The sequence below is a fragment of the Legionella sp. JM-2024 genome (assembly GCF_055389095.1).
Map to the genome: position 1 here is coordinate 662,501 of NZ_AP039388.1, position 25,085 is coordinate 687,585.

Genomic DNA, 25,085 nt, shown 5'->3' on the forward strand with positions numbered 1-25,085 from the left:
TGAAGGTTGGGTAACACCAACTGGAGGTCCGAACCGGGTAATGTTGAAAAATTATCGGATGACGTGTGGCTAGGAGTGAAAGGCTAATCAAGCCCGGAGATAGCTGGTTCTCCCCGAAAGCTATTTAGGTAGCGCCTCGTGAATGATTACTGGGGGTAGAGCACTGTTTCGGCTAGGGGGCTGTCATGGCTTACCAAACCGATGCAAACTCCGAATACTGGCTAATTGAATCACGGGAGACACACGGCGGGTGCTAACGTCCGTCGTGAAGAGGGAAACAACCCAGACCGCCAGCTAAGGTCCCGAAGTTATGGTTAAGTGGGAAACGATGTGGGAAGGCAGAGACAGCCAGGAGGTTGGCTTAGAAGCAGCCATCCTTTAAAGAAAGCGTAATAGCTCACTGGTCGAGTCGGCCTGCGCGGAAGATGTAACGGGGCTAAAACCATACACCGAAGCTGCGGATGTGCGCGTAGGCGCACGTGGTAGGGGAGCGTTCTGTAGGCTGATGAAGGTGCATTGAGAAGTGTGCTGGAGGTATCAGAAGTGCGAATGCTGACATGAGTAACGATAATGTGGGTGAAAAGCCCACACGCCGGAAGTCCCAGGTTTCCTGCACGACGTTAATCGGAGCAGGGTGAGTCGGCCCCTAAGGCGAGGCTGAAGAGCGTAGTCGATGGGAACCAGGTTAATATTCCTGGACTTTTTATAAGTGGTGAAGTGGGGACGAAGAAGGCTAAATGAGCCAGGCGTTGGTTGTCCTGGTACTTGCATGTAGGGGGGAAGACCTGGCAAATCCGGTTTTCCATAACTCTGAGGTGCGAAGTGGTTCTGACCTTTCGGGGTACAGAGAAGTCATTGATGCCCGGCTTCCAGGAAAAGCTGCTAGCCATAACTTATAGAGAACCGTACCGCAAACCGACACAGGTGGACAGGTAGAGAATACTAAGGCGCTTGAGAGAACTCGGGTGAAGGAACTAGGCAAAATGGTACCGTAACTTCGGGAGAAGGTACGCCCTTTTTTGTTAGTTACCACGCGTAGCGAAGCGAAAGAGGGCCGCAGAGACCAGGTGGCTGCGACTGTTTATTAAAAACACAGCACTCTGCAAATTCGTAAGAAGACGTATAGGGTGTGACGCCTGCCCGGTGCCGGAAGGTTAATTGATGGGGTTATCTTCGGAGAAGCTCTTGATCGAAGCCCCGGTAAACGGCGGCCGTAACTATAACGGTCCTAAGGTAGCGAAATTCCTTGTCGGGTAAGTTCCGACCTGCACGAATGGCGTAACGATGGCCACACTGTCTCCACCCGAGACTCAGTGAAATTGAAATCGCTGTGAAGATGCAGTGTACCCGCGGCTAGACGGAAAGACCCCGTGAACCTTTACTATAGTTTTGCACTGGACTTTGATGATGACTGTGTAGGATAGGTGGGAGGCTGTGAAGTGAGGACGCTAGTTCTCATGGAGCCACCCTTGAAATACCACCCTGTTGTTATTGAGGTTCTAACTTGGTCCAGTAATCCTGGATGAGGACAGTGTATGATGGGTAGTTTGACTGGGGCGGTCTCCTCCCAAAGAGTAACGGAGGAGCACAAAGGTACCCTCGGTACGGTCGGACATCGTACCAAGAGTGTAAAGGCATAAGGGTGCTTGACTGCGAGAGTGACGGCTCGAGCAGGAACGAAAGTTGGTCTTAGTGATCCGGTGGTTCTGAATGGAAGGGCCATCGCTCAACGGATAAAAGGTACTCCGGGGATAACAGGCTGATACCGCCCAAGAGTTCATATCGACGGCGGTGTTTGGCACCTCGATGTCGGCTCATCACATCCTGGGGCTGAAGCAGGTCCCAAGGGTATGGCTGTTCGCCATTTAAAGTGGTACGCGAGCTGGGTTTAGAACGTCGTGAGACAGTTCGGTCCCTATCTGCCGTGGGCGTAGGAAAATTGAGAGGAGCTGCTCCTAGTACGAGAGGACCGGAGTGGACGAACCTCTGGTGTACCGGTTGTCACGCCAGTGGCATTGCCGGGTAGCTAAGTTCGGACGGGATAACCGCTGAAAGCATCTAAGCGGGAAGCCTCCCTCAAGATGAGTTTTCCCATGAAGCCCGTTGAAGACTACGACGTTGATAGGCAAGGTGTGGAAGCGTAGTAATGCGTGAAGCTAACTTGTACTAATTGGCTGATTGTCTTGACCATATAATCTGAGTGACTTCAGATTGTAGTAAGCGAACTGAATACCTAAACAAAATGTGTGACTCGAATTCTTTACCAGACCAGAGGCTTATTGAAAATAATTAATACATAAGCCAATGGCAACCAGTTTTCCTGGCGACTATAGCGATTTGGAACCACCTGATCCCTTCTCGAACTCAGAAGTGAAACAAATCCGCGCCAATGATAGTGTGAGGTCTCCTCATGCGAAAGTAGGTCATCGCCAGGGTTTTATTCCTAAAAGCGGCTTTTATGCCGCTTTTTTTTTATCTATTCAAGATTGTCGTTACACCAACAACTTATTGAATAATTTATAAAAATAAAATTATTATGTAACACACATGGCCTTTTTTGTCTTTAGGGATGCACTCAAGCATCAGTGTCCACATATGTTTATCCAGAGCCCAAAGGGTGTATTCAAATGCACTGATGTTAAAGGTACGACCAGAACAATCAGTTACTTCGTGCTTTCTATAAATTAAATCTATATTTTCTTCTAGCATTGCTTTAAGGGTTTCATGCTCACCACGTACTACATGGAGTAAGAACTTACGGACATCGAACATGGCTTGAAATAAGGTTAAATGCCCTTTAGACGTTAAACCTGCTGGTTCAAATATTTATTTTTCAGCCTGACATAATGTTGGGCTGAGTAATGTAAATGTTCTATTTCCTGAGATGATAATTTTCTATGGGCACGTGCTGGGTTTCCCATGTATAAATAACCACTTTCCAAGGTTTTTCCAGGACTAACAACGCTACCTGCTGCCACCATAACGTGTTGATGGATGTGTACGCCATCCAATAGCAATGCCCCCATCCCAATCAGGCAATAATCATCAATAGTACAAGCATGTAAAACAGCCTTATGACCTACTGTAATTCCTTGACCTAAAATGAGGGGTCTGCCTCCTGGAGTATATGGTCCATCATGAGTGACATGGAGCGTAGCGCCGTCTTGAATGCTGCAGGAATGGCCTATTTGAATGTAATTGACATCACCTCGGATAACTGCCATAGGCCATACAGAAACATCATCAGCCAGAGTTACATCCCCAATAATAGCAGATTGTGGGTCAATATAGACTCTTTCTCCCAATTTAGGATATTTATCTTGAAATTTTCGGATGGAATGATTCATATGTAATATTTATACCATAGTTACAAATTCTTCAGCACTGGTTGGATGTATTGCAACGGTTCTGTCGAAATCTTTTTTACAGGCGCCCATCTTAATGGCAACACCAAATCCTTGTAACATTTCGTCGGCACCATATCCGATGACATGCAAACCAATGATTTTTTCTTTTTTACCTAAAGTGACCAATTTCATCGCAGTAGGTGTTTTATCGATACTTAATGCGTCATACATGGGGATAAAACGTGTTTGATATATTCTGATTTTATTCTTACCATATTTTTCAATGGCTTCCTGTTCGCTTAAACCTACGGAACCGGCTGGAGGATGACAAAATACCACAGAGCAAATATTATCGTAATCTAAGCAAGCATCAGGCTGGTGACCAAAAATTCTGTCCGCTAAACGTCTTCCTGCAGCTATTGCTACAGGTGTTAATGCTGGTGCATTAGTTACATCCCCAATAGCATAAATCCCTTTAACAGAAGTGTTTTGGAATGCATCAACCAGAATTAAACCTTTTTCATCAGTTTTAACTTTTATTTTATCGAGATTTAAATTGCTTGTTCTAGGTTTTCGACCAACAGCAGATAAAATGACATCGATATTTTCAATAACAGCGCCACTTTGACATAAAATGCTTTTTCTTCCATCACTATGCAAGTGGATTCCCTGGGCCTTGTGATTCGGGTGGATGTAGATTCCTTGCTGTTGCATAATTTCCATTAAGGTATCGCCAATCATATGATCAAAGCGACTCAGAGGCCGTGTGCCTCTCATTAACAGGTGAGTTTCACTACCAAGAGTGTTAAGAATTCCTGCGAGTTCAACCCCTATGTAGCCACTGCCAATGACTGCCACTTTTGCGGGTAATTTCGTTAAGGAAAAAAATCCATCTGAATCAATAGCATGTTTGATACCATTGATTGCGGGAAGCGCAGGTTCGCCGCCAGTTGCAATAATAATATGTTCTGCCTGATAAATAGTATGATCTATTGTGATAGCATTTTGATCATGAAAAATACCTTTGCCTTTAATAATAGTAATTTTGTTCTGAGAGAAACGATTCGTATAGTTTTCTCTTAAACGCTCAATATAAGCGTTACGTTTGTTTACAAGCCTTTTCCAATCTAATTTAATGTTCTCCTGGGAAAAACCATAATCAGTGGATTTATGGAGTGTTTCAGCAATTGCCGAGGCATTGTACATAATTTTTTTTGGTACACATCCCAAATTAACGCAGGTACCTCCCAAGTGGTTTTGTTCAATAACAGCGACTTTAGCTCCATATTGAGCGGCACGAACAGCACTGGCTATTCCGCCGCTTCCACCACCAAGAACAAGAAGATCAAAATGCTTTGTTTTCATAGGTAATTTAATAAATTAAAAATAATAGTAATTAATATAACTATTCTTACAATTTTGCCAGTAATTCCTTCCTGGTTTTTTCATCAACAAAGGCAGCCTCAATTGCCATTCGAGTGATGTTGTTCATCGTATCATCACTATAATGATAAGAATCCTGAACTCTTTGATACTCTTGGGCTAGTGTGGTGCTCATAAATGGCGGATCATCAGAATTAATGCTGACTTTAATGCCTGCATCATAAAGTTTAGGGAAAGGATGGCTACTCATGTCTTTGAATAAACCTAAAAAGATGTTGCTTGTGGGGCAAACTTCTAATGCAATGCCTTTATCTTTAACCATAGCCATGATATCGGGAGAGTAAATGACTCTGACACCATGCCCAATCCGTTTAATCGGAAGATTTTTCATTGCCTCTTCCATTCCTTTTGCTGAATCAAATTCTCCAGCATGCACAGTACACTCTAGTCCAGCGTCGGCTGCAATCTGATAGGTTTTGGTAAATAGCTTAGGCGGGAATTTTGCTTCATCTCCTCCTAATCCAAATCCAGTCACACAAGGAAATTTGTCTATAGCAGCTTGTTTTGCAACACGTTCACAGGCTTCAATGCCAAAATGGCGTACTGCAGTAATAATGATGCGTCCGACTACATCAAATTGATTTTTAGCATCATCAATAGCTTGTTGAATCGCAGCCAAATGTTCTTTTGAAGGAATTCCACTGGATTGCTCTGCATGATCTGGAGAGTACATCATTTCAATATAGATGGCATGTTCTTGCGCGTTTGATTTAAGATAATCAAAGGTAATATCATAATAATCTTGTGGATTTTTAATTACTGATGCCAATGTATCATAAACCTTAAGAAAATCGAGAAAGTCTTTTGATAAGTAACTTTTTTCATCGGGAGCAACAAGACCATTTGGAAGTGTTACATTGTTTTTTTTCGCCAATTTTTTAGCCAGGTCAGGAGAAATGGTTCCCTCTAAATGCACATGTAATTCTGCCTTTTTTAAATTCATGATATAGCCTATTATCTTACTTGAAAGAAGATTAATGGTAACTTAGATAAAAAAACGATAAAATACATTTTTTCAATAAAATTATTTTGGAATGTTTATGAATACTGATGATATTAATAAAGCTTATGTCAGTCCTCATGATAAATTTTTATTTGAATTTGATGCTACACATAAAAAAACAACATCACAATTGCAAGAAATTCAAAAACATGAGCGCATAGCACATATGCGAGATGATAAAGACTATAAAGTCGATCAGAGTGAAATTTGGGAAGGATTTTAAGTGTTTCCCCTATGGCTATCGCAGTAACTGCTAGCACGTTAACCAAAACCTGGTAGCAGAAATAGCAGGTCTTTATTGTATAATTTATTTAATTTATTAGAACGATAGAGATGAAAAACCCATCTATTCTGCAACTAAATAATCCTGCTTTATTAAACAAAGCCATGCAGTTTGAATCAACTGGAAAAGTAGCTATTTCTCAAAATCAATTAGCTTATCTTAAAATTAATGATGAATGGATCCACGAACTATTTCCGTTCTTACAAAATGATCAGATCAGTAAACCCGATTATTTTGGTAATGAATCTATCGGTGCTCATATTAGTATTATCTATCCGGAAGAAAACACAGCAATTAATCCAAAAGAGTTAGATCAACAGCATCACTTTAAAATTAGGAGTCTTATTAAGGCAACTTTAGAATTAAAAAAATATTATGCCATTATGGTAGAGGCTTCTTCTTTGGCGAGATTGAGAAAAGCATATGGTTTGTCTGAAAATTTATATTTTAAAGGATATCCAATTCATTTTCATATTACAGTGGGGGTTGAGTTTTAGGCAATCCATTGCCTGTGATGAGCTTGATAGGGGATTACCCCAATAAAGCATGTAAAAGCTTATAGGATAAAATCGTTAAAATTGAGGCAGCGGGCAATGTCAGTACCCATGACATAAAAATGTTACGAATTACAATGAGATTCAAAGCACCAATACCTCTAGCCAAACCGACACCTAATACCGCTCCGACCAGAGTTTGAGTTGCTGAAACCGGGATTCCAGTGCTGGTGGCTACGACTACGGTCGTTGCTGCCGAAAGTGTTGCTGCAAAGGCACGACTGGGTGTGAGGGCGGTAATAGAACTACCTACTGTTTCAATTACTTTTCTTCCATACATAAGCAAGCCAGCCACCACACCAACGCACCCTAATAGAATAATCCAGGACGGATAGTTATCTGCATCAAATACTTGATGAGAATGCATGACAAGGCTGTGTACGATACTCAATGGACCGACCGCTAATGCGACATCATTTGAACCATGTGCAAAAGCCATAGCACACGCAGTCATCGCCATAAGTACAGCAAAATACTTTTCTACTTGAATAAAACGTTCTCTACGTCTTATTTTATGATGTTCGGGGATGCGTTTAATAAAGATCATACCTATTATCGTAATAATAATGCTGGTTGCCAGAGTAACTGCTAAATCCTGTTTTAAATTCAAGTGAATATCAAAATGGTTAAGTCCCTTAAATACAGTGATAAAAGATAAGATAAAACCAATTAAAAAGAGGTAAATTGGTATATATAGTTTCGCTTTAGTGAGAGGATTGCTTTTTACAAATATGGTTTGTTGAATACTGATGAACAGGGCATAAGCCGTAATTCCGGAAATCAGAGGGGATGAAACCCATCCAATAGCGATACGAGTCACCTGATCCCAATGTATCGCGTCTGTGCCCAAAACCATAGTACCAAAACCAACCATTGAACCTACTAGTGCATTGGTTATGGAGACAGGGACACCAATATAACTGGCAAGATTCATCCATATCGTACAAGCGAACAAAACACACAGCATGCCTTCAATAAGGATTAAAGGTTCATTGGAAAGTTGAGTGGTATTGATAATGCCGTCGCGCATGGTTTCAGTCACGCCTTCACCACCTAAGAATGCTCCCGCAAATTCGAAAATAATAGCAATAAGCATGGCTTGACGTACCGTTACTGCTTTTGAGCCCATTGTGGTACTCATGACATTAGCTAAATCATTAGCGCCAACCCCCCAAGTCATAAGAAAACAAAGAATCAGGGCAGCAGAAAGTAAGTAAATAGAATAATCCATGAGTAATAACTACCGGGCAATAAGAATTTGAAGTCGACCACCAACTGTCTGGGCATGGTCAGCCAATTCGCCAATCCATTGGACCAGTTTGTATAGGAAAATTATATCTATAGCAGATAATTCCTTTTCCAATTCGAAAATTTTATGTCTAATATCTGCCAATTTCTCATCGCAATCATGTTCGATTTCATCTAGTTTGAGTATCATTTCCTCAACGATTTTAACTTCACTTCCTCTGAAACCTGTTTCAAGTAACTCATCCAGTTCATTGATTGCTGTACAGGCTTGTTTGGAAGCATCGAGACATCGGCTTAAAAAAGGCATGAAAGATGGGATTAGTTTTTTAGGTATCGTCATTTGCCTGCTTATAATTAAACCAGCAATATCTTCTGCTTTATTGGCAATCCTATCCTGTGCACTGAGAAGTTCTAATATATCTGTGCGAGCTACTGGTAAAAATAATCCAGTGGGTAGATGAAGACGCAAATCACGTTTTATTAAATCAGCCTCTTTTTCAATAGTGATGATTTTATCTTTGATTTTGTTTGCTGTGTTCCAATCATTTTTAAGTACAGCTTCAAAAAAAGGGTACAATTGTTTTGCACACTGATGTGCTTTGCGTATGTGCTGTTCAATAGGCTTAATTGGCGATGGCCCGAACATATTGAAGATACTACCCATAATTTCTGATCTCGGATAACAGAGTTTGGGGATTATACCTAAACTTTTTGCGGAACAAAACTACTACTCATTTATCGAGAATACACATTAAGGATTGCAGACATCGATGTGTGTCATCTTGTGAGTCTATCCATTAGTGCTACAATTCAATAAGGGATTTAATCTTTTATGACACAGGGGAGTGTTTTTATGATTAAGCGATGGCTATTAGTGATATTAATAATCTCTAGCAACGCGTTTTCCCAAACTATGATTTCCAAGGTCATCGAATTGAATTATTTACAAGCTGATAAAGTTATTCAATTAATCCAACCTTTATTACAGACTGACGAGAAAGTCAGTGGTTCAGGGCAGACTTTAATTGTTAATGTAAGCCCTCAAACTTTAACGCAAATTAGAAATGTATTACATCAAATCGATGTTCCACCAGTTGTTTTTAACATTACTGTTTATCAAGGTGACCCTGAATGGTTAAGTTCACAAAACGGAAATGATGTTGTTTATAGCACACAACCACAATATCAAGTGCAACGCAGTCAATCGGTTAAAGTCATGAGTGGTGAATCCGCTTTTGTGGCTACAGGTGAAGAAGTGCCAATAGTCAGTGCAGTAGGTGTTGGTCTTTTAGCTACAGGGGTATCTTATGAGCAGCATAATATTCAGAATGGTTTATTAGTACACCCTGTTTTGCAAGGCTCACAGGTAAAGTTGACTGTGAAGCGAGTGAGAGAACAAGAAAACGTAGCTGGTGACCAACAATTTGATAATCAACAAATAGATACTACTATCATGGCTCCATTAAATAAATGGGTGCCCTTGGGTATAGCAGAAGGGGTTCAAGATACGGATTCTTCTTCTACTTCCTATACTGCAGGAAGACCTTTTTCACAAAATTCGACTTTGTATATTAAGATATCCCTGGTCAAATCTATTCCTTCAGGAGTAACTAAATAAACTCTTGGAAATGCTTGTCGCTATTATGTTTTTTATTCTTAACAGACCCTGCTCTTTTTTCCAGTGTCTTGCTTTCGAAAGCAATGACAAACTTAGCAGTTGCAAGTTCTGGTATTCAAAGAAATATTGATTTAATTTCGCTCAAAAAGATTAAATTAAAATCTTAATGGTGTATAATTAAATTGTACAGAGATAATTTTCGGGGGGATCTTCTTATGGCAATTATCAGTTCATTAGCCAATCATCTATTGATTGCCATGCCCTCATTAAAAGATCCAAACTTTGAAAGGTCAGTAATTTATTTGTGTGAACATAATGAACAGGGTTCAGTAGGGTTAATTATCAATAGACCCTTGCAGTTTCCGCTATCTATTGTATTCGAGCAATTGCAAATTGAGCCTATTCGAGTGGAAAAAAATGGGTTGCCTTTATTATTTGGGGGGCCTGTCCAACCTGAAAGAGGATTTGTTATTCATAAGCAGATGGGAGGGTGGCGTTCCAGTTTGTTTCTACAGGATGAGGTGACTGTTACTACCTCAAATGATATTATTCGTGCCATAGCTTATGATGAGGGACCTAAAGATGTATTAATTACTTTAGGTTATGCCGCATGGACAGAACAACAATTAGAAAGAGAACTTATGAGTAACACCTGGTTAGTTTGTCCTTACAAATCTGAAATTCTTTATGAAGTGCCTTTTGAAGATCGCTGGGAATATGCCGGATTGACATTGGGTATCAAGATGAACCAACTCTCTTCTGATGCTGGCCATGCCTAGCGGTGTGTATTTAGGTTTCGATTTTGGCTATAAACGCATTGGAGTTGCTGTAGGACAGCGACTCACTTGTAGTGCTTCTCCTTTAGCGACTATTGATGCCAAATCCGGAACTCCCGATTGGAATGTTATTCAAAAAATCATAACACAATGGAACCCACAGGCTTTGATTGTTGGTCTGCCTACTTGCATTGATAATAGTGAGTTATATACCACATCAGCAGCACGTCGCTTTGCAAAACAATTGCACAAGCGGTTTGCTTTACCTGTCCATTTAGTTGATGAACGCTTATCTACGGTTGAAGCCAGAGGGCATTTGTTTGAACAAGGCGGGTACCGTAAAATTAAAAAGACTGAGGTAGATAGTATAGCAGCTTGTGTTATACTGGAGCAGTGGTTGCAGCAACCAGAATAATTTCAATAAGGTTATAAAATAAAGTTGGCGGGAGAATATGAAGCATTTTCTTGAAATTAGTCAATTATCATCAGAACAAATCGAATTACTATTGCAGCGGGCTTTATATTTTAAACATCAAATAGACTTTCCTTCCTATTCCAGGCATATGGTAGCCAATTTATTTTATGAAAACAGTACTCGAACTCGGGTTAGTTTTGAGTTGGCTGCACGCCATTTATCTATGTCTGTAGTGAATCTGGATCTTCAGACCTCATCAGAAACTAAAGGTGAAGTAATTGAAGACACTATTCAAACGTTAGCTGCCATGGGTATCCAATATTTTGTCATACGTCATAAACAAGAAAGATTACAGCAAAATTTGGCAGATAAGTTAGGTGATACTGTTCATATTGTAAATGCTGGTGATGGCACTCATGCTCATCCCAGCCAGGCGATACTGGACATGATGACAATAATTGAGCAAAAGCCTCAGTTGGATAAACTGAAAATTGCTGTATTAGGAAATATCAAACATTCTCGTGTTGCAAATTCTTTCCAATGCCTTTGCGCAAAATTAGGTGTTGGGGAGTTGGCTTTGATTTCTCCTGAACTTTGGCAACCACAGCATGTGCATTATGGCAGAGTAACTAACAATTTAAGAGATGGCTTGGCTGATGCTGATGTTGTAATTTGTTTGCGTGTCCAAAGAGAACGTTTGTTGGAAGATGATCATTTGGACCTGAAATTTTATAGAAATCATTTTGCCCTTACCCAAAAAAGTTTGTCTTATGCAAAACCTGACACCATGGTCATGCATCCTGGGCCTATGAATCGTGGAGTTGAAATTGATAGTGAAGTAGCAGATGGTAAACACTCATTTATTTTAAAACAGGTGACTAATGGGGTTTATGCAAGAATGGCTATCCTTGAGTCGCTGATAGTGGGTTAGTGATTATAATAAACTGTAATGTTTTATTACTGGTTAATTCAATGATTGATTTATAAGGGAGCATCTATAGATAATATCTGTTCAGGAGTAAGTGGTTTTCCTACATCAGTAGCACAGGACTTCAGGATTAATTTTTCCCCTGCTGTACCGGTACAATAGAGCATGAATCCTGTTTTATTGATCATGAAGATTGTTATTTTTCCTTGAGCAGATTTTTTGGAGTTGGAAGCATGTATACTTACTACGTAATTTAGTGGATTAGGGATTTTGTTTATTTTTTCATTAAAGCATAAAGTAATGTCTGCATTTATTTCATCTGATGCATCATAGCACTGTCGCAATATCGATAATGCGGCATCAGTATATTGATCTGCCCATGTTAATTTCCATGGGTAAAAAGCCAAAAGCAGTAAAAAAATTAGTCTTGTTAATCGCATAATTTGCATTAAATTTAAATTATATGATTAATTATAATTCTAATTTTTAAATTTAGTAGGTTTGATAATAAATTTGGGAATTTTTGATCTTCACATTCTATCTTTTCGAACGATAAATTTAGGTATAGATATAAAATGAATTCTAATCGTCTGGCAACTCTATTGACATAACTTGCCCTTCACTCAATGGTTTCCCCTGTGTCCCTGCACAAGAATTTATGGTTAGGTTTTTTCCTGCTGTTGCAATGCAATAATACATGTATCCTGTGTTATCTGTCATAAAGATAGATATTTTTTCAACACTGGTTTTGTCAGCATCTTTAAGTTTCATACGTATCTGGAAACCTTTTGAGTTAGGCATTTTCTCTATTCCTTCTTTAATGCACGGAGTAAAGGTTTCGCTGAGATCAGTGGATTGATCATAACATCTTTTTACTATCGTAATGGCATTATCCATAACTTGATTAGCCATTAAAAATTTACAGGGGAAAATAATTAAATAAAAGGTAAACATTAATCGTAATATCATAAATATTAATACCTTAAATTATTCTTTATGAATTAATTATAATTCAATATTTGTGAAATATGCGCAATCTTTTACTTATTTTTAAAGCAACCTTAATTGTTAATCAGTTTCATTTTGGCGAATGTAACGTTTGTTTGTAAGATAAAGCTTGTTGTAAATGCTGAAGCGTAACCTTATTGCTATCATTCATATCGGCAATGGTTCTCGCCACCTTTAGTAAACGATGGTAACTACGGGCTGATAATTTTAATTTGTTCATTACTCCCCCAAGAAATTGTTGTTCTTCTATTCCTAATTCGCAAACCATTTCACATGTTTTAGAACTTAAATTGGCATTAATACAATTTTGCCTTGTCATTTGTATTTCGCGTATCTTTATTACTTTTTCTCTAATGGCAGGACTTTGTTTATCTGAATTGATATTTGGTTTAATTAACTCGTCTTGAGACAAGGCATGGACAGCGATGTGCATGTCAATTCTATCTAATAATGGAGCAGATAGTTTTGTCTGGTATCGGTTGATTCTATCGGGTGTGCACAAGCAATTGGCTTGCGAATTTCCCCATTGGCCACAAGGACAAGGATTCATTGCAGCGATTAATTGAAATTTTGCAGGAAATTCTATTTGGGCAGCTGCTCTTGATATGCATATATTTCCTGACTCCAAAGGTTCTCTAAGAGTTTCTAAAACATGTCTGTTAAATTCAGGCAACTCATCTAAAAACAATACACCATGATGGGCCAGCGAAATTTCACCTGGTTTAGGTGGATTTCCACCTCCTACTAATGAGATAGGCGAAGCCGTATGGTGTGGAGCACGAAAAGGAGGGGAACGCCATTCTCTGAAATCAGGTAATTTACCTCGAATTGAATTAATTGCAGCGCATTCGAGAGCTTGGGTTTCCGATAGCTCTGGAAGCAAGGTGTTAAATCTTTTTGCCAACATCGTTTTTCCACTTCCAGGAGAACCGCTCAAAAGAATACTATGTCCACCACACGCGGCAATGACCATTGCGTTTTTAGCATGGTATTGACCTTTGATGTCTGACCAATCTAATTCATGATTATTTAAGATAAGATCAGGTCTTGGGGGCAAGTTTTGTAAAGGGGTATTTTGGCATAGATAACTGCAGATTTCTCGTAAGCTATTGGCAGTAAAAACTTTTTGATGCCCAGTTAAAGAAGCTTCCGCAGCATTGGCGGTGGCAATAATTAATTTCTGATTGTCTTTATGAGCGGCAAGAACGGCTGGAATAATTGCAGAAGCTCCTCTCAGTTCTCCACTCAGGGCCAATTCTCCGATGAATTCATGATTTACTAATTTGTTAGGAGGTATTTGTTCTGAAGCGGCAAGTATTCCTAAAGCAATGGGAAGATCAAAACCACTACCCGTTTTAGGTAAATCAGCTGGCCCAAGATTCACTGTAATTTTACGGCATGGGAATTCAAATTGACTATTAATGATGGCACTTCGTACTCTGTCTTTGCTTTCTTTAACTGCGGTTTCCGCAAGCCCCACGATAGTGAAACTTGGTAATCCATTGGATAAATGTACTTCTACCGAGACGGGTTGAGCTAATATCCCAATAGTACTACGCGTTTTAGTAAATGCTAAATTCATAAGAGTTTTTCCTTTAATGTTGGACTTGGGTCGACAAAATTTCCTATTTGCGACTAGAGAGCTAACAATTCACCAATTAGACTGAAAAATCCTGATTTTTGAGTAAGGCAGTAGAAAAGTTAACAATCTCTTAAAGATTATTATTTTTTATTTTCTTGTTGTTTTATTAAGTCTTCCACTTGATGCTGCAGTTGTTCCAGCTTTTCTCTTGTTCTTGCGAGCACTTTACATTGCACATCGAATTCTTCACGGGTAATGAGATCCATTCGGCTGAAAGTTGATTGCAATACTTCTTTAAATTTTTGTTGAATGTCTTTTTCAAAATTTTGTAGACTGTTAGGTAAAGTGGCAAAAAGCTTATTGGCTAAGTCGTCAAATTGCTTGGGGTCGAACATAATTACTCCGGATTATTTTTGAAGACAGTCTAGCAAAACTGTTTGAGAACGACTATACCTCTTCAGAAATGTAGCAATTGTTTTTGAGATGACTTGTTTTTTTCATCAAAATTCTTTAAACAAATGAGTAATTGTCAGACTATTATATATTTTTCAAAGCATTTTCCTGAAAGAGTAATAGGCCAAGTTCGGAACTTTCGCTTTGATATTCGAGTATTAATTAAACACTATGGAATAAATATGAAAATGATTACCGCGATCATTAAGCCATTTAAACTGGATGATGTTCATGAAGCTTTAATGGAAATAGGAGTGCCAGGGATAACTATTTCTGAGACTAGAGGATTCGGACGCCAAAAGGGTCATACCGAATTATATCGAGGGGCTGAGTATGTAGTAGATTTTCTTCCTAAAATTAAAATTGAACTGGCATTACCAGATAATATGGTCGAAGCAGCAATAGAAGCCATTTGTAAATCCGCATACACAGGTAAAATAGGTGATGGTAAGATTTTTGTTTATGAGTTGGAGCAAGTGGTAAGAGTAAGGACGGGTGAGGTAGGCACAGACGCTCTCTAAACCGCTGTTTACCCAAGAGGGTTTCTCCAATATATCGCTTTTTGGGTTATCACTGCATCAAGAGGCACATCCCAAGGTCGTGGCTCTATGTAATCAACTCTTTGAAATTGATACGCTACTCCTAACAAATGCGCTCTGGATTTATTGGCCAGGGTGCGATCATAATATCCTGCCCCCATCCCTAGACGGGTACAGTGAGCATCAAATGCAACCAGAGGCATAATAATTAAGTCTATTTCATCAACCGGTGAGGCTAATTCAATATCTACTTCAGGTTCAGGGATCTCGTATTTATTCATTTTAAATGAAGTATTGGGAGTAGCAGGTAAAAAAGTAAGCGTTGAGTCATTATTTAATACTGGAAAATAACAATATTTACCTTGTAAAGGAGCGCTTTTCCAGAGAGGAGTTAAATCAACTTCTCCATTAACGGCAAAATACAATGCGATTCGTTTCGCTTGCCTGTATTGTTCCAAAGAGCGGATACGCGTACATATTTGATTAGAAGACGCTGTTCTAAAGGAGACGGAAAGCTTTGATCGTACTTGCTTTATAGTATTTCTTAGAGCAATTTTATATTGGTCTGACATAATTTATATATCGTTAATATTCTTTGGTATTATTAGACGATTGAGTTCAAAGTTCAAGTATTTATATATCAATATGTATCGACTGGCTATATAAAGGACTTAATGTGATATGGTCCTGGCATAAAAAAATTAAAAAACACTATGAAAAAAATTAAAAATGAGGTATATAGCCGTCCTGGAATCTTGTTCCACTTAGAGCCTGTTCAAAGTCTCCTGGGTCGGCCATAAACCATCGATTTCTGACTCAACCCAGGAGACTTTGAACAGGCTCTTAAGCAATGATTTAATGTTACTTTTAGTTCTTTGAGGGAATGTTATGAGTGACTTGTTTGAAGAAGATGAAGAAGAAGTAATTGAAGTTGTAGACGATTTTGAAGACGTTGAAGTAGATACCGAAATTATAGAGACTCCTGGCGTCAGTTTAGATGCTCGTAGACGATTAGAAAATATGTTGGAGGAAAAACGATTACGAGATGAACTAGATGATTTTGTAGATTATTAATTATGAGATCATAATGCCTACTCGTGTTATAGAAGAAAAAGGGGATACAACACTACCATTTGGAATCAATGATCGTATTTTTCTGGGTGAGGGATTATTTGAAACCATCAAAGTGAAAGGTTCCAAGCCTTGCTTTGCTGATATGCATTGGAAACGGCTGAGCGCTTCAGCGCGTCAATTAGGTATTCCTTTTGAGATTTCATTTGACGATTGGTTCGAGCATCTTATTCAAAAAATTCAAAAGGATAATTTATATCATGGTGGAATAAAGGCAATTTTGAGTGGTGGTCCTGCCCCAAGAGGCTTGGCAGAGCGAGGGCAAGTAAGCCACTTAATATTTCAGACTTTTAATTATTCATTGCAAATGCAGCCTGTTCGGCTAATCAGCATGAGTTGGCTTAGGGATAAAGCTAATCCTGTTTATCAGTTAAAGTCAGTTAATTATTTGGAAGCCATTGTTGCCCAACGTCAAGCGATTGCACATGGAGCAGATGACGCCTTGTTTTTTAACATAGATAATCATGTCACTGAAACAACTTGTGCCAATTTATTCCTGGTTAAGAATAACATGCTATATACCCCACGAATAGAAGATGGAGTACTGCCAGGTATTACAAGGTCACGATTAATTTTGCTTTGTGATCTGCACAAAATTTCTGTTCAAGAAATGTCATTATCTAAAAAGAGAATTGAGGAAGCTGATGCAGTTTTTTTAACCAACAGTTTACAGGGTATCAGACGTGTGCTTGCTTTGGATCATACTGTTTTTGAAGTAAATCATCCAATTATCGACCAATTGGTATTTTTATTAAATCAGGATGAGTCCTAAGCAGATTTCATTAAGTACCTATCCTTTTCTTCATCCAAACAGATATTCATTTTCAATTTTTCTCAATCAGAAAAATGCTTACGTAGAATAGCTACGCGCCCATTTTTTTCAATCGTAAAATTGAAAATCTGAGCACCAGCTCAGCGAATAAAATAATAGGGTTAATGAGGTCTGCTTGGCAAAATTCTACTGGTTGAGAAAAAGAAGGTTATTTCTTTTTCATGATGTTAATAATAAATAAGAAAAAAATGGCCAATCCAGTGAGTATGATTCCTCCATTTCTATAAAAATGACCTGGATTTGTTAGGGCATTCATGCCCGCATAGCCAAAATAGGTATAAATAATTTCTGCAGGAATTAGAAAAATAAAAGTAGTTATAAAATAAATGCGGAATGTTATTCCAGTTACTCCAAGGCCATAATTTACTAAATTGAAGGGAATTATTGGAAATAGTCGCAAAAATGCAATAAATACCCAACCCTTTTGATCTACGCCAGCGATTAATTTATTAAGTTTTTCACCTTTTTTACTTGAGAACCAATCATAAACGAGATGCCTTGTTATTAGAAATGCGATGGCGGCTCCGGTGGTAGCTCCTAATAAATTAAGTGCAGTACCGAATATTGGCCCAAAAATAGCCCCACCGGCAAGAGTAATTACCATGGTTGGCAAAAGCAGCAAGGTGGCAAGGCAGTAGGTGATCAAAAAAAGAACAGGCGCAAGCCACCCTAGATCATCGATATAATCAATGATCTCCAATGAGTGATTATGAAAGGCCACGGCACAGAGAATTAAAACAATTATGGCCAAAATGAAACAGAATGTTTTAATAGCTATTGTTATTTTGACAAGTTATGTCCGTCACTTTATTACAGGAATTAAGTGGCCGCAAGTCTTCTGTTAGATATTCTAAGTTGAATTATCATAAACAGGTCTGTTCAAACTGCTTCGAATCTTGCAAAATAAAGTGTAATAGAGATAACTGATGCTGATTGATGAGAACAAGAAATATGGAATATTTGACCTGGAAAGAAAAACAAAAACACCGAGCTGGAAAATGGATAAAAGCATTGCTAATGAAGTGGTTCAGAGTAGAGATCAAAGGGCAGTATCAGTCGAATATTCATTCGGTTATTATTGCTAATAGAACCTCACTAATTGATGTATTACTTCTTTCTGTATTTTTGCCTGAGCGATTGACCTTGGCTTTACACCCTGAGATGTTTAAAAAAATTTGGGTCAAAACGTTGTTACTTTTTGCTGAAATCATAGTGATTGATCCAGCCAGTGCTCAAGCCACCAGAGCTGTAATTAAAGCAATTCGATCCGGCAAACGTTGTGTACTGTTTCCTCAGGGATTGTTAAGACAACAAGAAGATAGCCTAAAAGTATTTGATGGTCCTGGATTGGTGTTACGCAAGGTGGGTGCTGAGATAATACCGGTTCGTATTGAAGGTGCCGAATATAGCATTTTTTCTAATAGTAAAAATAAACATCGCATACGTTTATTTCCTAAGATTACTCTTCATATATTGCCCACTCAAAAATTTATTCAAGTAGAAAATGAACCTGTAGACAGAGCTGCTATGAGTTTATGCTTGTTCAGACTAATAAGTGATTTATCTTTTGCAAATAGCTTTAAGCCACACTGCTTGTTTTCAGCATTGATTGAAGGGGTTGGTATAGGGGCTAAAAATGGTACCAAGATAGAAGACAGTAATCGTACTCCTTTGACCTATAGACAGTTCCTTGCTCGTTGTTTTATTTTGGGACGCCAAATTAAAAACCAAACATCCATTGGAGATAATGTTGGCGTAATGATGCCAACTACTATAGCAGGTATGGTTACTTTTTTTGCACTTCAGGCTTATCGACGGGTGCCGGCTATGTTGAATTTTAGTATGGGTTTTTATAATTTGTATTCCGCCTGCAATACAGCTGGAATTAAATTAATTTATACTGCAAGGCAATTTATAGAAACAGCCAAATTAGAAACATTGATCGAAGAATTACAACAAGTTGGTATCAAGATCCACTATTTAGAAGATTTTAAATCTACGATTAATTTAGGGAATAAGCTTGCTGGGATGATCAAAGGAATATTTCCTGCTCTAACCTACCGTTTCCTTGGTGATAAGGTATCACCGGATAAAATTGGTGTAGTGCTGTTTACTTCCGGTTCTGAGGGAAAACCTAAAGGCGTCGCACTGAGTCATTCCAATATATTAGCCAATTGTTGGCAAATGACCTCTCGAGTGGATTTTACTTCCGGGGATGTTTTATTTAATTCGTTGCCTATATTTCACTGTTTTGGTCTTACAGCCGGAAGTATACTTCCTTTAGTGAATGGTTTGAGCTGCTTTTTCTATCCTTCTCCCCTCCATTACAAAGTAATTCCTGGATTAGTTTATCAAACTGGGGCTACTATTATGTTTGGTACGGATACTTTTTTAACAGGTTATGCGCGGGCTGCAGACCGACATGATTTCAATAGTGTCCGCTATATTTTTGCGGGCGCTGAGAAAGTGAAACCAGAAACCATTCGATACTGGAGTGAAACTTTTGGAACAAGAATTTATGAGGGTTATGGTGCTACCGAAGCATCACCTGTGATATCACTTAATTGTCCATTGGCATCAGTTCCTGGTAGTGTAGGTATGATTTTACCTTCTATGGAAACTAAAGTGGAACCTGTGGAGGGAATTGCACAAGGTGGTCGTTTAAAACTACGTGGACCTAATATTATGTTGGGTTATATCAGTAAAGATAAACCCGGGACTATTATAACCCCTAAAGATGGTTGGCATGATACGGGCGATATAGTGAATGTGGATGTTGATGGATTTATTACTATTGCTGGTCGCGCCAAACGTTTTGCCAAGTTGGCTGGTGAAATGGTATCTCTTACGGCTGTAGAAGGAATCGCTGCTTCAATTTGGCCTGAGTTATTAAATGCTGCTGTGGTCCAAAAATGCCCTAGAAAAGGAGAACAAATTTTCTTGTTCACTGAAGCAGAGAATGCAGATAAAGCGTCATTTATAAAAAGAGTAAAGGAGCAAGGACAATCCGAATTGCTTGTTCCTCATGCTATTTATCCAGGATGTAAAATTCCGGTGCTGTCTTCAGGAAAAATTGATTATATGACACTTGAGAAGCAACTTTTAGAACAAAATGAAATCATGGAAACAGTATAAATGAAATTTTTATATATAGTATTAGCGATTATTTTAGCTATTGTTGTCATTATGTATCTATTCCCTCAAATCAATTTTAGAAAAATGCCAAAGGGGTTAATAGAAGGTAAATTGCCGGATGATAAGCCGAACTGGGTAAGTAGTTTGGTTAATGAATCTAACGCTCATTATATCGCTCCCTTAAAGATTGAGACTATTCCTAAATTGGTTGCCTGCATTGAAAGTAAAGTTCCTGAATTGAAGCTTCAGAAGCAAGAAGCGTCATTTTTGATAGGTTATAGGCAAAGTCGCTTGTTCCATTTTGTTGATTGGCTATGCATCCATGCTAATGGAGATGTTATTTCAAGCGCTACTATGGGCCATTCAGATTTTGGTAAGAATAGAGAATTAGTGGAGAAAATTAGATCTCAGTGCTCATAAATTTTTATTGGTAAATAACGTGAGTTCGATATAAAAGGCAAAGAAACCCCTTAGTGCTAAACGAACGTTATCCTGTAAAGCTTGTCCCCGGAGAAAGCGGGGATGCGCAGTATTTATATGGGATCCACTCAAATATGTTCCCGTTCGATATCAAAAAAATAATGCTATTTTTTGATATCGAACTCAAGCTAAATAAATTTGGATACAGGTATTGATCCATGCAATTTCTCCATTAAACAGCGAGAAGTCTTGTTGTTACTTTAGTGTCTCAACCAGGCTAATAAAAAGAATTATCTTTATTTTTTAAGTACGTAACTCCCAGGGGCATCCATTATAGGGGGAAAAGTCAGATGGTTTATATCAGGAGAATTGATATACCGTCCTGAATGTGAATTGAGCCATTTTAGCCATTCAGGCCACCATGAGCCGGTATGCTCTTTTGATTTCTCAAACCATTTGTCCGCTGTTAAATTACTGCTGTTATTTGTTCTATAACCATATTTTTGCATGATTGGTGGATTAATAATTCCTGCAATATGACCTGAGCCACCTAAAACAAAACGTTTGGGGCCATTCATTAACTCAAATCCCTTATAAGTGGTTTTCCATGGGGCGATATGATCTTTCTGGGTAGATAAAAAGAAAGTGGGGATATCAATTTTTGTTACGTCAATAGGAGTATGATTAAGATGAATTTTTCCAGGTTTGATCAAGTCATTATGCAAATACATCCAACGTAAGTATTGAGAATGCATTGTGGCAGGCATATTAGTTGAATCAGCATTCCAATAAAGTATATCAAAAGGAACAGGGTTTTTTCCACGCAAATAATTTTTTATAAAAAATGACCAGATTAAATCATTTGCTCTTAATGAATTAAAACTGGTAGCCATAAATTTTCCAGCGAGATAACCTTTAGATTTCATTTCTTCTTCGAGTTTATTAATTTGCTGTTCATCGATAAAAACTGAAATGTCCCCCGGATCACAAAAATCAATCATTGAGGCTAAAAAGGTTGCACTGCGAATAGAGTTGTCTTGATGTGCTTTATTGTAGGCTAAAAGTGTAGCGAGAAGAGTTCCACCTATACAAAATCCAAGCGTATTTACCTCTTTGACTTTCAATTGTTTTTGAATGACTGAGATTGCTTCTCGAGGGCCTTCATTTAAATAATCATAAAAACTTTTATTAGCATATGCGCCATCGGGATTAACCCAGGAAATAACAAAAACAGTAATTCCTTGTTCAACTAGCCAGCGAATTAAAGAATTCTGTGGGCTTAAGTCTAAAATATAGTATTTATTAATCCATGGGGGAGTTATAAGCAAGGGGATGGATTTTACTTTTGGTGTGCGTGGAGAGTATTGGATTAATTCCATCATGGGATTACGAAATATGACTTTGCCTGGTGTTGTTGCTAAGTTCTCACCAATTTTAAATGCTTCAGTATCCGTCATTTTTATAATTAGTCTTGAAGATCCCGCTTCAACATCTGAAAGTAAATTGTGTAACCCCTGCAATAAGTTTTTACCATGACTTTGCAAGGTTTCTGCCATGAGTTGAGGATTAGTATGGAGAAAGTTGGCTGGCGATAAGGCATCAAGATATTGTCTAGTAAAAAAACGAACTCGTTTGGCTAAATTTTCATCTCCATATTCCATATTTTCCAGTAAGGAATTCATATGTTCATTTGCCAGAAGATAATGCTGGCTTAGTAAGTTAAAAAATGGATTATTAAGCCAATCTTCTCCATTAAAACGTTGATCATTAATTGGTAAGGGTTTGCCTTCAAGCCAGTAAGTAAATTGAGCGTGGGCTAAACTTAAGGCGTCTTCCAGGTAATTTAATTGCATTTGCCATACTTTTTCAGGGTTTTTTAGAATTACTGCAACCAAGTTTTGGAAATGTTCTGTGAGATCAATATATTGGTTGACCAGCGTAGACAGTGGAATTGGTTTTTCTTTGAAATCCGCTATAAGTTGCAGGCTTTTTTTAGCTACTGCATGCATCAGTTCGCTTAATTCAGTGTCATGAGTCATCCTGGCTCCTGAAGACAAATAATTTGATCGCTTATTTTTATGTGTTTGTCTGAGTTTATCAAGAATATTCTATATTAAATCAATAGATAGTTGTTCCCAAACGAATAATTCCAACACCATGCCTAACTTATTGTAAAAAATATTAAAATGATAGGGATAGTCAGGATAAAGTAGAAGATTATGATTGCTTATTTACTTATCAATAAGGTAAAATCTTTCTTTTGTCGAATATAGAACCAATTTAGTACTATATTTATAGTAAGGTGATAGAGTTTTGCTTTAGATGATAGTGCCAAATAACTCACACAGATGATCAGGCGATATTGAATCAGTAAGCAATTATCAAATCCTTGTTCTTATAAGATGTTCTTTCGCTCTATCTGAAATAAGACTTATTTGGTACTAGATTATTCGATTTGGGGGTGCTATGCTGCGCATCAGTAAATTGGCCGATTATGGAACAGTTGTGATGGTTTATCTAGCCAAACATGCACAAGAGTTGTGTAATGCGCGAGATATAGCCTTACATACCCATTTAACAGTCCCAACTGTTAGTAAAATACTAAAACGTCTAACTGGGGCAGGATTGTTAATCTCCGTACGTGGTGTGTCTGGAGGATACAGGCTGCAAAGACCAGCGACTGACATATCTGTGTCTCAAATTATATTTGCTTTAGAGGAGCACAGAGGTTTTACGGAATGCAGTATGCAACCTAATGATTGTTTTTTACAAGGAGTGTGCACTATTCAGGGAAATTGGCGCTTAATAAGTCATGCAATAGAAACTGCTCTTGATAGTGTCAGTTTAGACGCATTGGCAAAACCAACTCTTCCAACAAGGGATGTTGAGCGAGTTCGGCAATTAGCAAGTGGAGTAAATCGTGGCTAAAAGCAGTGAGCAACTAAATTCTCTGCTCGATAGAGAATATCAACATGGTTTTATAACCGACATAGAAGTTGAAACTTTTCCTCCCGGATTGAATGAGGATGTTATTCGTCGTCTGTCTGCAATTAAAGGCGAGCCTGAATTTTTACTAGAGTGGCGATTAAAAGCATTCAGGCATTGGCTTACTATGCCTCACCCTGAATGGTCAAGTGTGCATTATCCTCCTATTGATTATCAGTCAATTTCATATTATTCAGCACCTAAAAGTAAAAAGGATGCCCCAAAAAGTCTGGATGATGTCGATCCTGAGCTGTTAAAAACCTATGAGAAATTAGGTATCCCTTTAAGAGAACAAGAAATGCTTGCAGGTGTTGCTGTTGACGCTGTATTTGATAGTGTTTCAGTAGCAACTACTTTTAAGGCCAAATTGGCTGAAAAAGGCGTGATTTTTTGTCCATTGTCTGAAGCGGTGCACCAATATCCCGATTTGGTTAAGAAGTATCTGGGATCCATAGTTCCTTATAGGGATAATTTCTATGCGGCTTTGAATTCTGCGGTCTTTAGTGATGGCTCATTTGTTTACGTTCCTAAAGGTGTAAGATGCCCCATGGAATTATCTACTTATTTTAGGATCAATGCGGCCTCCACTGGACAATTTGAGAGAACACTTATTATTGCCGATGATGACAGCTATGTATCTTATCTGGAAGGGTGTACTGCGCCGATGCGTGATGAAAATCAATTGCATGCTGCCGTAGTCGAATTGGTTGCTTTGGATGGCGCTCAAATAAAATATTCTACAGTACAAAACTGGTATCCCGGTGATAAAGAAGGGAAAGGGGGCATATACAATTTTGTGACCAAGCGGGGTGCCTGCCGAGGTAAGAAATCGAAAATTTCCTGGACACAAATTGAAACTGGATCAGCTATTACTTGGAAATATCCCAGCGTCATTTTGCAGGGTGATGATTCCGTTGGTGAATTTTACTCCGTTGCGTTAACCAATAATTTTCAACAGGCGGATACAGGCACCAAAATGATCCATTTGGGAAAAAATACTCGTTCAACAATTATTTCAAAAGGGATCAGTGCTGGACGTGCGCATAATGCTTATCGTGGATTGGTGCGCATCGCGCCAACAGCGACTAACGCACGTAATTATACCCAGTGTGATTCTATGTTAATGGGGAGTCAGTGTTCAGCACATACTTTCCCTTATATAGAAGTTAAAAATCCAACGGCACAAGTGGAGCATGAAGCGACTACTTCAAAAATTAGTGAAGAGCAATTGTTTTATTGCCAACAACGCGGTATCGATACCGAAGATGCGGTTTCTATGATCGTAAATGGATTTTGTAAGCAAGTTTTAAAAGAATTACCGATGGAATTTGCAGTGGAAGCCACTAAATTATTAGGTATAAGCTTAGAAGGGGCAGTAGGTTAAT

Annotated in this window: 25 protein-coding genes and 2 rRNA genes (1 of these 27 cut by a window edge); 15 read left to right on the plus strand and 12 right to left on the minus strand. The window is 38.5% G+C overall.

Going from position 1 to position 25,085, the window contains the following annotated elements; genetic code table 11:
* Together ACZ5EK_RS02995 and rrf are read left to right on the plus strand one after the other, a co-directional pair.
* Nucleotides 1-2,191, plus strand: a 23S ribosomal RNA gene (locus ACZ5EK_RS02995); it begins 705 nt to the left of the window's first position.
* 128 nt (nt 2,192-2,319) lie between these two features.
* Nucleotides 2,320-2,435: ribosomal RNA gene (gene rrf, locus ACZ5EK_RS03000) — 5S ribosomal RNA — on the plus strand.
* Nucleotides 2,436-2,804: 369 nt separating this feature from the next.
* Here rrf and ACZ5EK_RS03005 read toward each other — a convergent pair.
* Genes ACZ5EK_RS03005 through ACZ5EK_RS03015 form a run of 3 tightly spaced genes read right to left on the minus strand, consistent with a single transcriptional unit; the run spans nt 2,805 to nt 5,733 of the window.
* Nucleotides 2,805-3,347 carry a gamma carbonic anhydrase family protein gene (locus ACZ5EK_RS03005; protein WP_464431329.1) on the minus strand — a complete coding sequence of 181 codons (543 nt, stop codon included), beginning with the start codon at nt 3,345-3,347 and terminating at the stop codon, nt 2,805-2,807.
* 9 nt (nt 3,348-3,356) lie between these two features.
* Nucleotides 3,357-4,712: a glutathione-disulfide reductase gene (gene gorA / locus ACZ5EK_RS03010; RefSeq protein WP_464431330.1), complete on the minus strand. Its 1,356-nt coding sequence runs from the start codon at nt 4,710-4,712 to the stop codon at nt 3,357-3,359.
* 46 nt (nt 4,713-4,758) lie between these two features.
* Nucleotides 4,759-5,733, minus strand: coding sequence for an adenosine deaminase (locus tag ACZ5EK_RS03015; protein WP_464431331.1), 975 nt, complete (start codon nt 5,731-5,733; stop codon nt 4,759-4,761).
* Between the two features lie 97 nt (nt 5,734-5,830).
* On the opposite strand from ACZ5EK_RS03015, the gene ACZ5EK_RS03020 reads away from it, so the two are divergent.
* Together ACZ5EK_RS03020 and ACZ5EK_RS03025 are read left to right on the plus strand one after the other, a co-directional pair.
* The gene (locus tag ACZ5EK_RS03020; RefSeq protein ID WP_464426460.1) at nt 5,831-6,016 is read left to right on the plus strand and encodes a CBU_0585 family protein; all 186 of its coding nucleotides are present in this window, start codon (nt 5,831-5,833) and stop codon (nt 6,014-6,016) included.
* 110 nt (nt 6,017-6,126) lie between these two features.
* Nucleotides 6,127-6,573 carry a hypothetical protein gene (locus ACZ5EK_RS03025; RefSeq protein WP_464431332.1) on the plus strand — a complete coding sequence of 149 codons (447 nt, stop codon included), beginning with the start codon at nt 6,127-6,129 and terminating at the stop codon, nt 6,571-6,573.
* 34 nt (nt 6,574-6,607) lie between these two features.
* Here the strand turns inward: ACZ5EK_RS03025 and ACZ5EK_RS03030 are convergent, their stop codons facing one another.
* Together ACZ5EK_RS03030 and ACZ5EK_RS03035 are read right to left on the minus strand one after the other, a co-directional pair.
* Nucleotides 6,608-7,861 carry an inorganic phosphate transporter gene (locus ACZ5EK_RS03030; protein WP_464431333.1) on the minus strand — a complete coding sequence of 418 codons (1,254 nt, stop codon included), beginning with the start codon at nt 7,859-7,861 and terminating at the stop codon, nt 6,608-6,610.
* Between the two features lie 9 nt (nt 7,862-7,870).
* Nucleotides 7,871-8,542: a TIGR00153 family protein gene (locus ACZ5EK_RS03035; protein ID WP_464431334.1), complete on the minus strand. Its 672-nt coding sequence runs from the start codon at nt 8,540-8,542 to the stop codon at nt 7,871-7,873.
* A gap of 189 nt (nt 8,543-8,731) precedes the next feature.
* Here ACZ5EK_RS03035 and ACZ5EK_RS03040 point away from each other — a divergent pair, with 189 nt between their 5' ends.
* The 4 genes from ACZ5EK_RS03040 to ACZ5EK_RS03055 all read left to right on the plus strand — a co-directional run bounded on the left by ACZ5EK_RS03040 (nt 8,732) and on the right by ACZ5EK_RS03055 (nt 11,618).
* The gene (locus ACZ5EK_RS03040) at nt 8,732-9,496 is read left to right on the plus strand and encodes a type II/III secretion system protein (protein ID WP_464431335.1); all 765 of its coding nucleotides are present in this window, start codon (nt 8,732-8,734) and stop codon (nt 9,494-9,496) included.
* Nucleotides 9,497-9,711: 215 nt separating this feature from the next.
* Entirely contained in the window at nt 9,712-10,275 is a 564-nt protein-coding gene (locus tag ACZ5EK_RS03045) for a YqgE/AlgH family protein (protein ID WP_464431336.1), read from the plus strand.
* On the plus strand, nt 10,268-10,687 hold the full coding sequence (gene ruvX / locus ACZ5EK_RS03050) for a Holliday junction resolvase RuvX (RefSeq protein WP_464431337.1): 420 nt from the start codon (nt 10,268-10,270) through the stop codon (nt 10,685-10,687). Before ACZ5EK_RS03045 ends, ruvX begins: the two co-directional genes overlap by 8 nt.
* Nucleotides 10,688-10,724: 37 nt before the next feature.
* The gene (locus ACZ5EK_RS03055) at nt 10,725-11,618 is read left to right on the plus strand and encodes an aspartate carbamoyltransferase catalytic subunit (RefSeq protein WP_464431338.1); all 894 of its coding nucleotides are present in this window, start codon (nt 10,725-10,727) and stop codon (nt 11,616-11,618) included.
* 50 nt (nt 11,619-11,668) lie between these two features.
* Here ACZ5EK_RS03055 and ACZ5EK_RS03060 read toward each other — a convergent pair whose 3' ends face one another.
* The 4 genes from ACZ5EK_RS03060 to ubiK form a co-directional block, all read right to left on the minus strand.
* Complete coding sequence (locus ACZ5EK_RS03060; protein WP_464431339.1) at nt 11,669-12,055, minus strand: hypothetical protein; 387 nt, start codon at nt 12,053-12,055, stop codon at nt 11,669-11,671.
* A gap of 142 nt (nt 12,056-12,197) precedes the next feature.
* Nucleotides 12,198-12,584 (minus strand): hypothetical protein, encoded by a 387-nt coding sequence (locus tag ACZ5EK_RS03065; protein ID WP_464431340.1) that lies wholly within the window; start codon nt 12,582-12,584, stop codon nt 12,198-12,200.
* Between the two features lie 109 nt (nt 12,585-12,693).
* Entirely contained in the window at nt 12,694-14,205 is a 1,512-nt protein-coding gene (locus ACZ5EK_RS03070) for a YifB family Mg chelatase-like AAA ATPase (RefSeq protein ID WP_464431341.1), read from the minus strand.
* Nucleotides 14,206-14,345: 140 nt separating this feature from the next.
* Nucleotides 14,346-14,600, minus strand: a complete 255-nt coding sequence (gene ubiK, locus ACZ5EK_RS03075) for a ubiquinone biosynthesis accessory factor UbiK (RefSeq protein ID WP_464431342.1) — start codon at nt 14,598-14,600, stop codon at nt 14,346-14,348.
* A gap of 240 nt (nt 14,601-14,840) precedes the next feature.
* Between ubiK and ACZ5EK_RS03080 the strand changes: the two genes are divergently transcribed.
* A complete protein-coding gene (locus ACZ5EK_RS03080) occupies nt 14,841-15,179 on the plus strand; it encodes a P-II family nitrogen regulator (RefSeq protein WP_464426474.1) in 339 nt (112 codons plus the stop codon).
* Nucleotides 15,180-15,187: 8 nt separating this feature from the next.
* Here the strand turns inward: ACZ5EK_RS03080 and ACZ5EK_RS03085 are convergent, their stop codons facing one another.
* A complete protein-coding gene (locus ACZ5EK_RS03085) occupies nt 15,188-15,769 on the minus strand; it encodes a 5-formyltetrahydrofolate cyclo-ligase (RefSeq protein ID WP_464431343.1) in 582 nt (193 codons plus the stop codon).
* A 316-nt stretch (nt 15,770-16,085) separates the two neighbouring features.
* On the opposite strand from ACZ5EK_RS03085, the gene ACZ5EK_RS03090 reads away from it, so the two are divergent.
* Entirely contained in the window at nt 16,086-16,271 is a 186-nt protein-coding gene (locus ACZ5EK_RS03090) for a PA3496 family putative envelope integrity protein (protein ID WP_464426476.1), read from the plus strand.
* A gap of 13 nt (nt 16,272-16,284) precedes the next feature.
* Nucleotides 16,285-17,100 (plus strand): aminotransferase class IV, encoded by an 816-nt coding sequence (locus ACZ5EK_RS03095; RefSeq protein ID WP_464431344.1) that lies wholly within the window; start codon nt 16,285-16,287, stop codon nt 17,098-17,100.
* 208 nt (nt 17,101-17,308) lie between these two features.
* On the opposite strand, the gene ACZ5EK_RS03100 is transcribed toward ACZ5EK_RS03095, so the two are convergent.
* The gene (locus tag ACZ5EK_RS03100; protein WP_464426479.1) at nt 17,309-17,911 is read right to left on the minus strand and encodes a TVP38/TMEM64 family protein; all 603 of its coding nucleotides are present in this window, start codon (nt 17,909-17,911) and stop codon (nt 17,309-17,311) included.
* A 185-nt stretch (nt 17,912-18,096) separates the two neighbouring features.
* Here ACZ5EK_RS03100 and ACZ5EK_RS03105 point away from each other — a divergent pair, with 185 nt between their 5' ends.
* Both ACZ5EK_RS03105 and ACZ5EK_RS03110 read left to right on the plus strand, forming a co-directional pair.
* Nucleotides 18,097-20,295, plus strand: coding sequence for an AMP-binding protein (locus ACZ5EK_RS03105; protein WP_464431345.1), 2,199 nt, complete (start codon nt 18,097-18,099; stop codon nt 20,293-20,295).
* Nucleotides 20,296-20,715, plus strand: a complete 420-nt coding sequence (locus tag ACZ5EK_RS03110; RefSeq protein ID WP_464431346.1) for a DUF1499 domain-containing protein — start codon at nt 20,296-20,298, stop codon at nt 20,713-20,715.
* Between the two features lie 296 nt (nt 20,716-21,011).
* Here ACZ5EK_RS03110 and ACZ5EK_RS03115 read toward each other — a convergent pair whose 3' ends face one another.
* Entirely contained in the window at nt 21,012-22,754 is a 1,743-nt protein-coding gene (locus ACZ5EK_RS03115; protein ID WP_464431347.1) for a PHA/PHB synthase family protein, read from the minus strand.
* 427 nt (nt 22,755-23,181) lie between these two features.
* Between ACZ5EK_RS03115 and ACZ5EK_RS03120 the strand changes: the two genes are divergently transcribed.
* A complete protein-coding gene (locus tag ACZ5EK_RS03120) occupies nt 23,182-23,643 on the plus strand; it encodes an SUF system Fe-S cluster assembly regulator (RefSeq protein WP_464426482.1) in 462 nt (153 codons plus the stop codon).
* Nucleotides 23,636-25,084 (plus strand): Fe-S cluster assembly protein SufB, encoded by a 1,449-nt coding sequence (gene sufB, locus ACZ5EK_RS03125; protein ID WP_464431348.1) that lies wholly within the window; start codon nt 23,636-23,638, stop codon nt 25,082-25,084. The genes ACZ5EK_RS03120 and sufB overlap by 8 nt, the downstream gene beginning before the upstream one ends.
* Nucleotide 25,085: the final 1 nt, after the last annotated feature.

Coding starts and splice junctions, on each gene's coding strand:
- ACZ5EK_RS03005 (WP_464431329.1), bottom strand. CDS start 3,347: ATGAATCATTCCATCCGAAAATTTCAAGATAAATATCCTAAATTGGGA.
- gorA (WP_464431330.1), bottom strand. CDS start 4,712: ATGAAAACAAAGCATTTTGATCTTCTTGTTCTTGGTGGTGGAAGCGGC.
- ACZ5EK_RS03015 (WP_464431331.1), bottom strand. CDS start 5,733: ATGAATTTAAAAAAGGCAGAATTACATGTGCATTTAGAGGGAACCATT.
- ACZ5EK_RS03020 (WP_464426460.1), top strand. CDS start 5,831: ATGAATACTGATGATATTAATAAAGCTTATGTCAGTCCTCATGATAAA.
- ACZ5EK_RS03025 (WP_464431332.1), top strand. CDS start 6,127: ATGAAAAACCCATCTATTCTGCAACTAAATAATCCTGCTTTATTAAAC.
- ACZ5EK_RS03030 (WP_464431333.1), bottom strand. CDS start 7,861: ATGGATTATTCTATTTACTTACTTTCTGCTGCCCTGATTCTTTGTTTT.
- ACZ5EK_RS03035 (WP_464431334.1), bottom strand. CDS start 8,542: ATGGGTAGTATCTTCAATATGTTCGGGCCATCGCCAATTAAGCCTATT.
- ACZ5EK_RS03040 (WP_464431335.1), top strand. CDS start 8,732: ATGATTAAGCGATGGCTATTAGTGATATTAATAATCTCTAGCAACGCG.
- ACZ5EK_RS03045 (WP_464431336.1), top strand. CDS start 9,712: ATGGCAATTATCAGTTCATTAGCCAATCATCTATTGATTGCCATGCCC.
- ruvX (WP_464431337.1), top strand. CDS start 10,268: ATGCCTAGCGGTGTGTATTTAGGTTTCGATTTTGGCTATAAACGCATT.
- ACZ5EK_RS03055 (WP_464431338.1), top strand. CDS start 10,725: ATGAAGCATTTTCTTGAAATTAGTCAATTATCATCAGAACAAATCGAA.
- ACZ5EK_RS03060 (WP_464431339.1), bottom strand. CDS start 12,055: ATGCGATTAACAAGACTAATTTTTTTACTGCTTTTGGCTTTTTACCCA.
- ACZ5EK_RS03065 (WP_464431340.1), bottom strand. CDS start 12,584: ATGATATTACGATTAATGTTTACCTTTTATTTAATTATTTTCCCCTGT.
- ACZ5EK_RS03070 (WP_464431341.1), bottom strand. CDS start 14,205: ATGAATTTAGCATTTACTAAAACGCGTAGTACTATTGGGATATTAGCT.
- ubiK (WP_464431342.1), bottom strand. CDS start 14,600: ATGTTCGACCCCAAGCAATTTGACGACTTAGCCAATAAGCTTTTTGCC.
- ACZ5EK_RS03080 (WP_464426474.1), top strand. CDS start 14,841: ATGAAAATGATTACCGCGATCATTAAGCCATTTAAACTGGATGATGTT.
- ACZ5EK_RS03085 (WP_464431343.1), bottom strand. CDS start 15,769: ATGTCAGACCAATATAAAATTGCTCTAAGAAATACTATAAAGCAAGTA.
- ACZ5EK_RS03090 (WP_464426476.1), top strand. CDS start 16,086: ATGAGTGACTTGTTTGAAGAAGATGAAGAAGAAGTAATTGAAGTTGTA.
- ACZ5EK_RS03095 (WP_464431344.1), top strand. CDS start 16,285: ATGCCTACTCGTGTTATAGAAGAAAAAGGGGATACAACACTACCATTT.
- ACZ5EK_RS03105 (WP_464431345.1), top strand. CDS start 18,097: ATGAGAACAAGAAATATGGAATATTTGACCTGGAAAGAAAAACAAAAA.
- ACZ5EK_RS03110 (WP_464431346.1), top strand. CDS start 20,296: ATGAAATTTTTATATATAGTATTAGCGATTATTTTAGCTATTGTTGTC.
- ACZ5EK_RS03115 (WP_464431347.1), bottom strand. CDS start 22,754: ATGACTCATGACACTGAATTAAGCGAACTGATGCATGCAGTAGCTAAA.
- ACZ5EK_RS03120 (WP_464426482.1), top strand. CDS start 23,182: ATGCTGCGCATCAGTAAATTGGCCGATTATGGAACAGTTGTGATGGTT.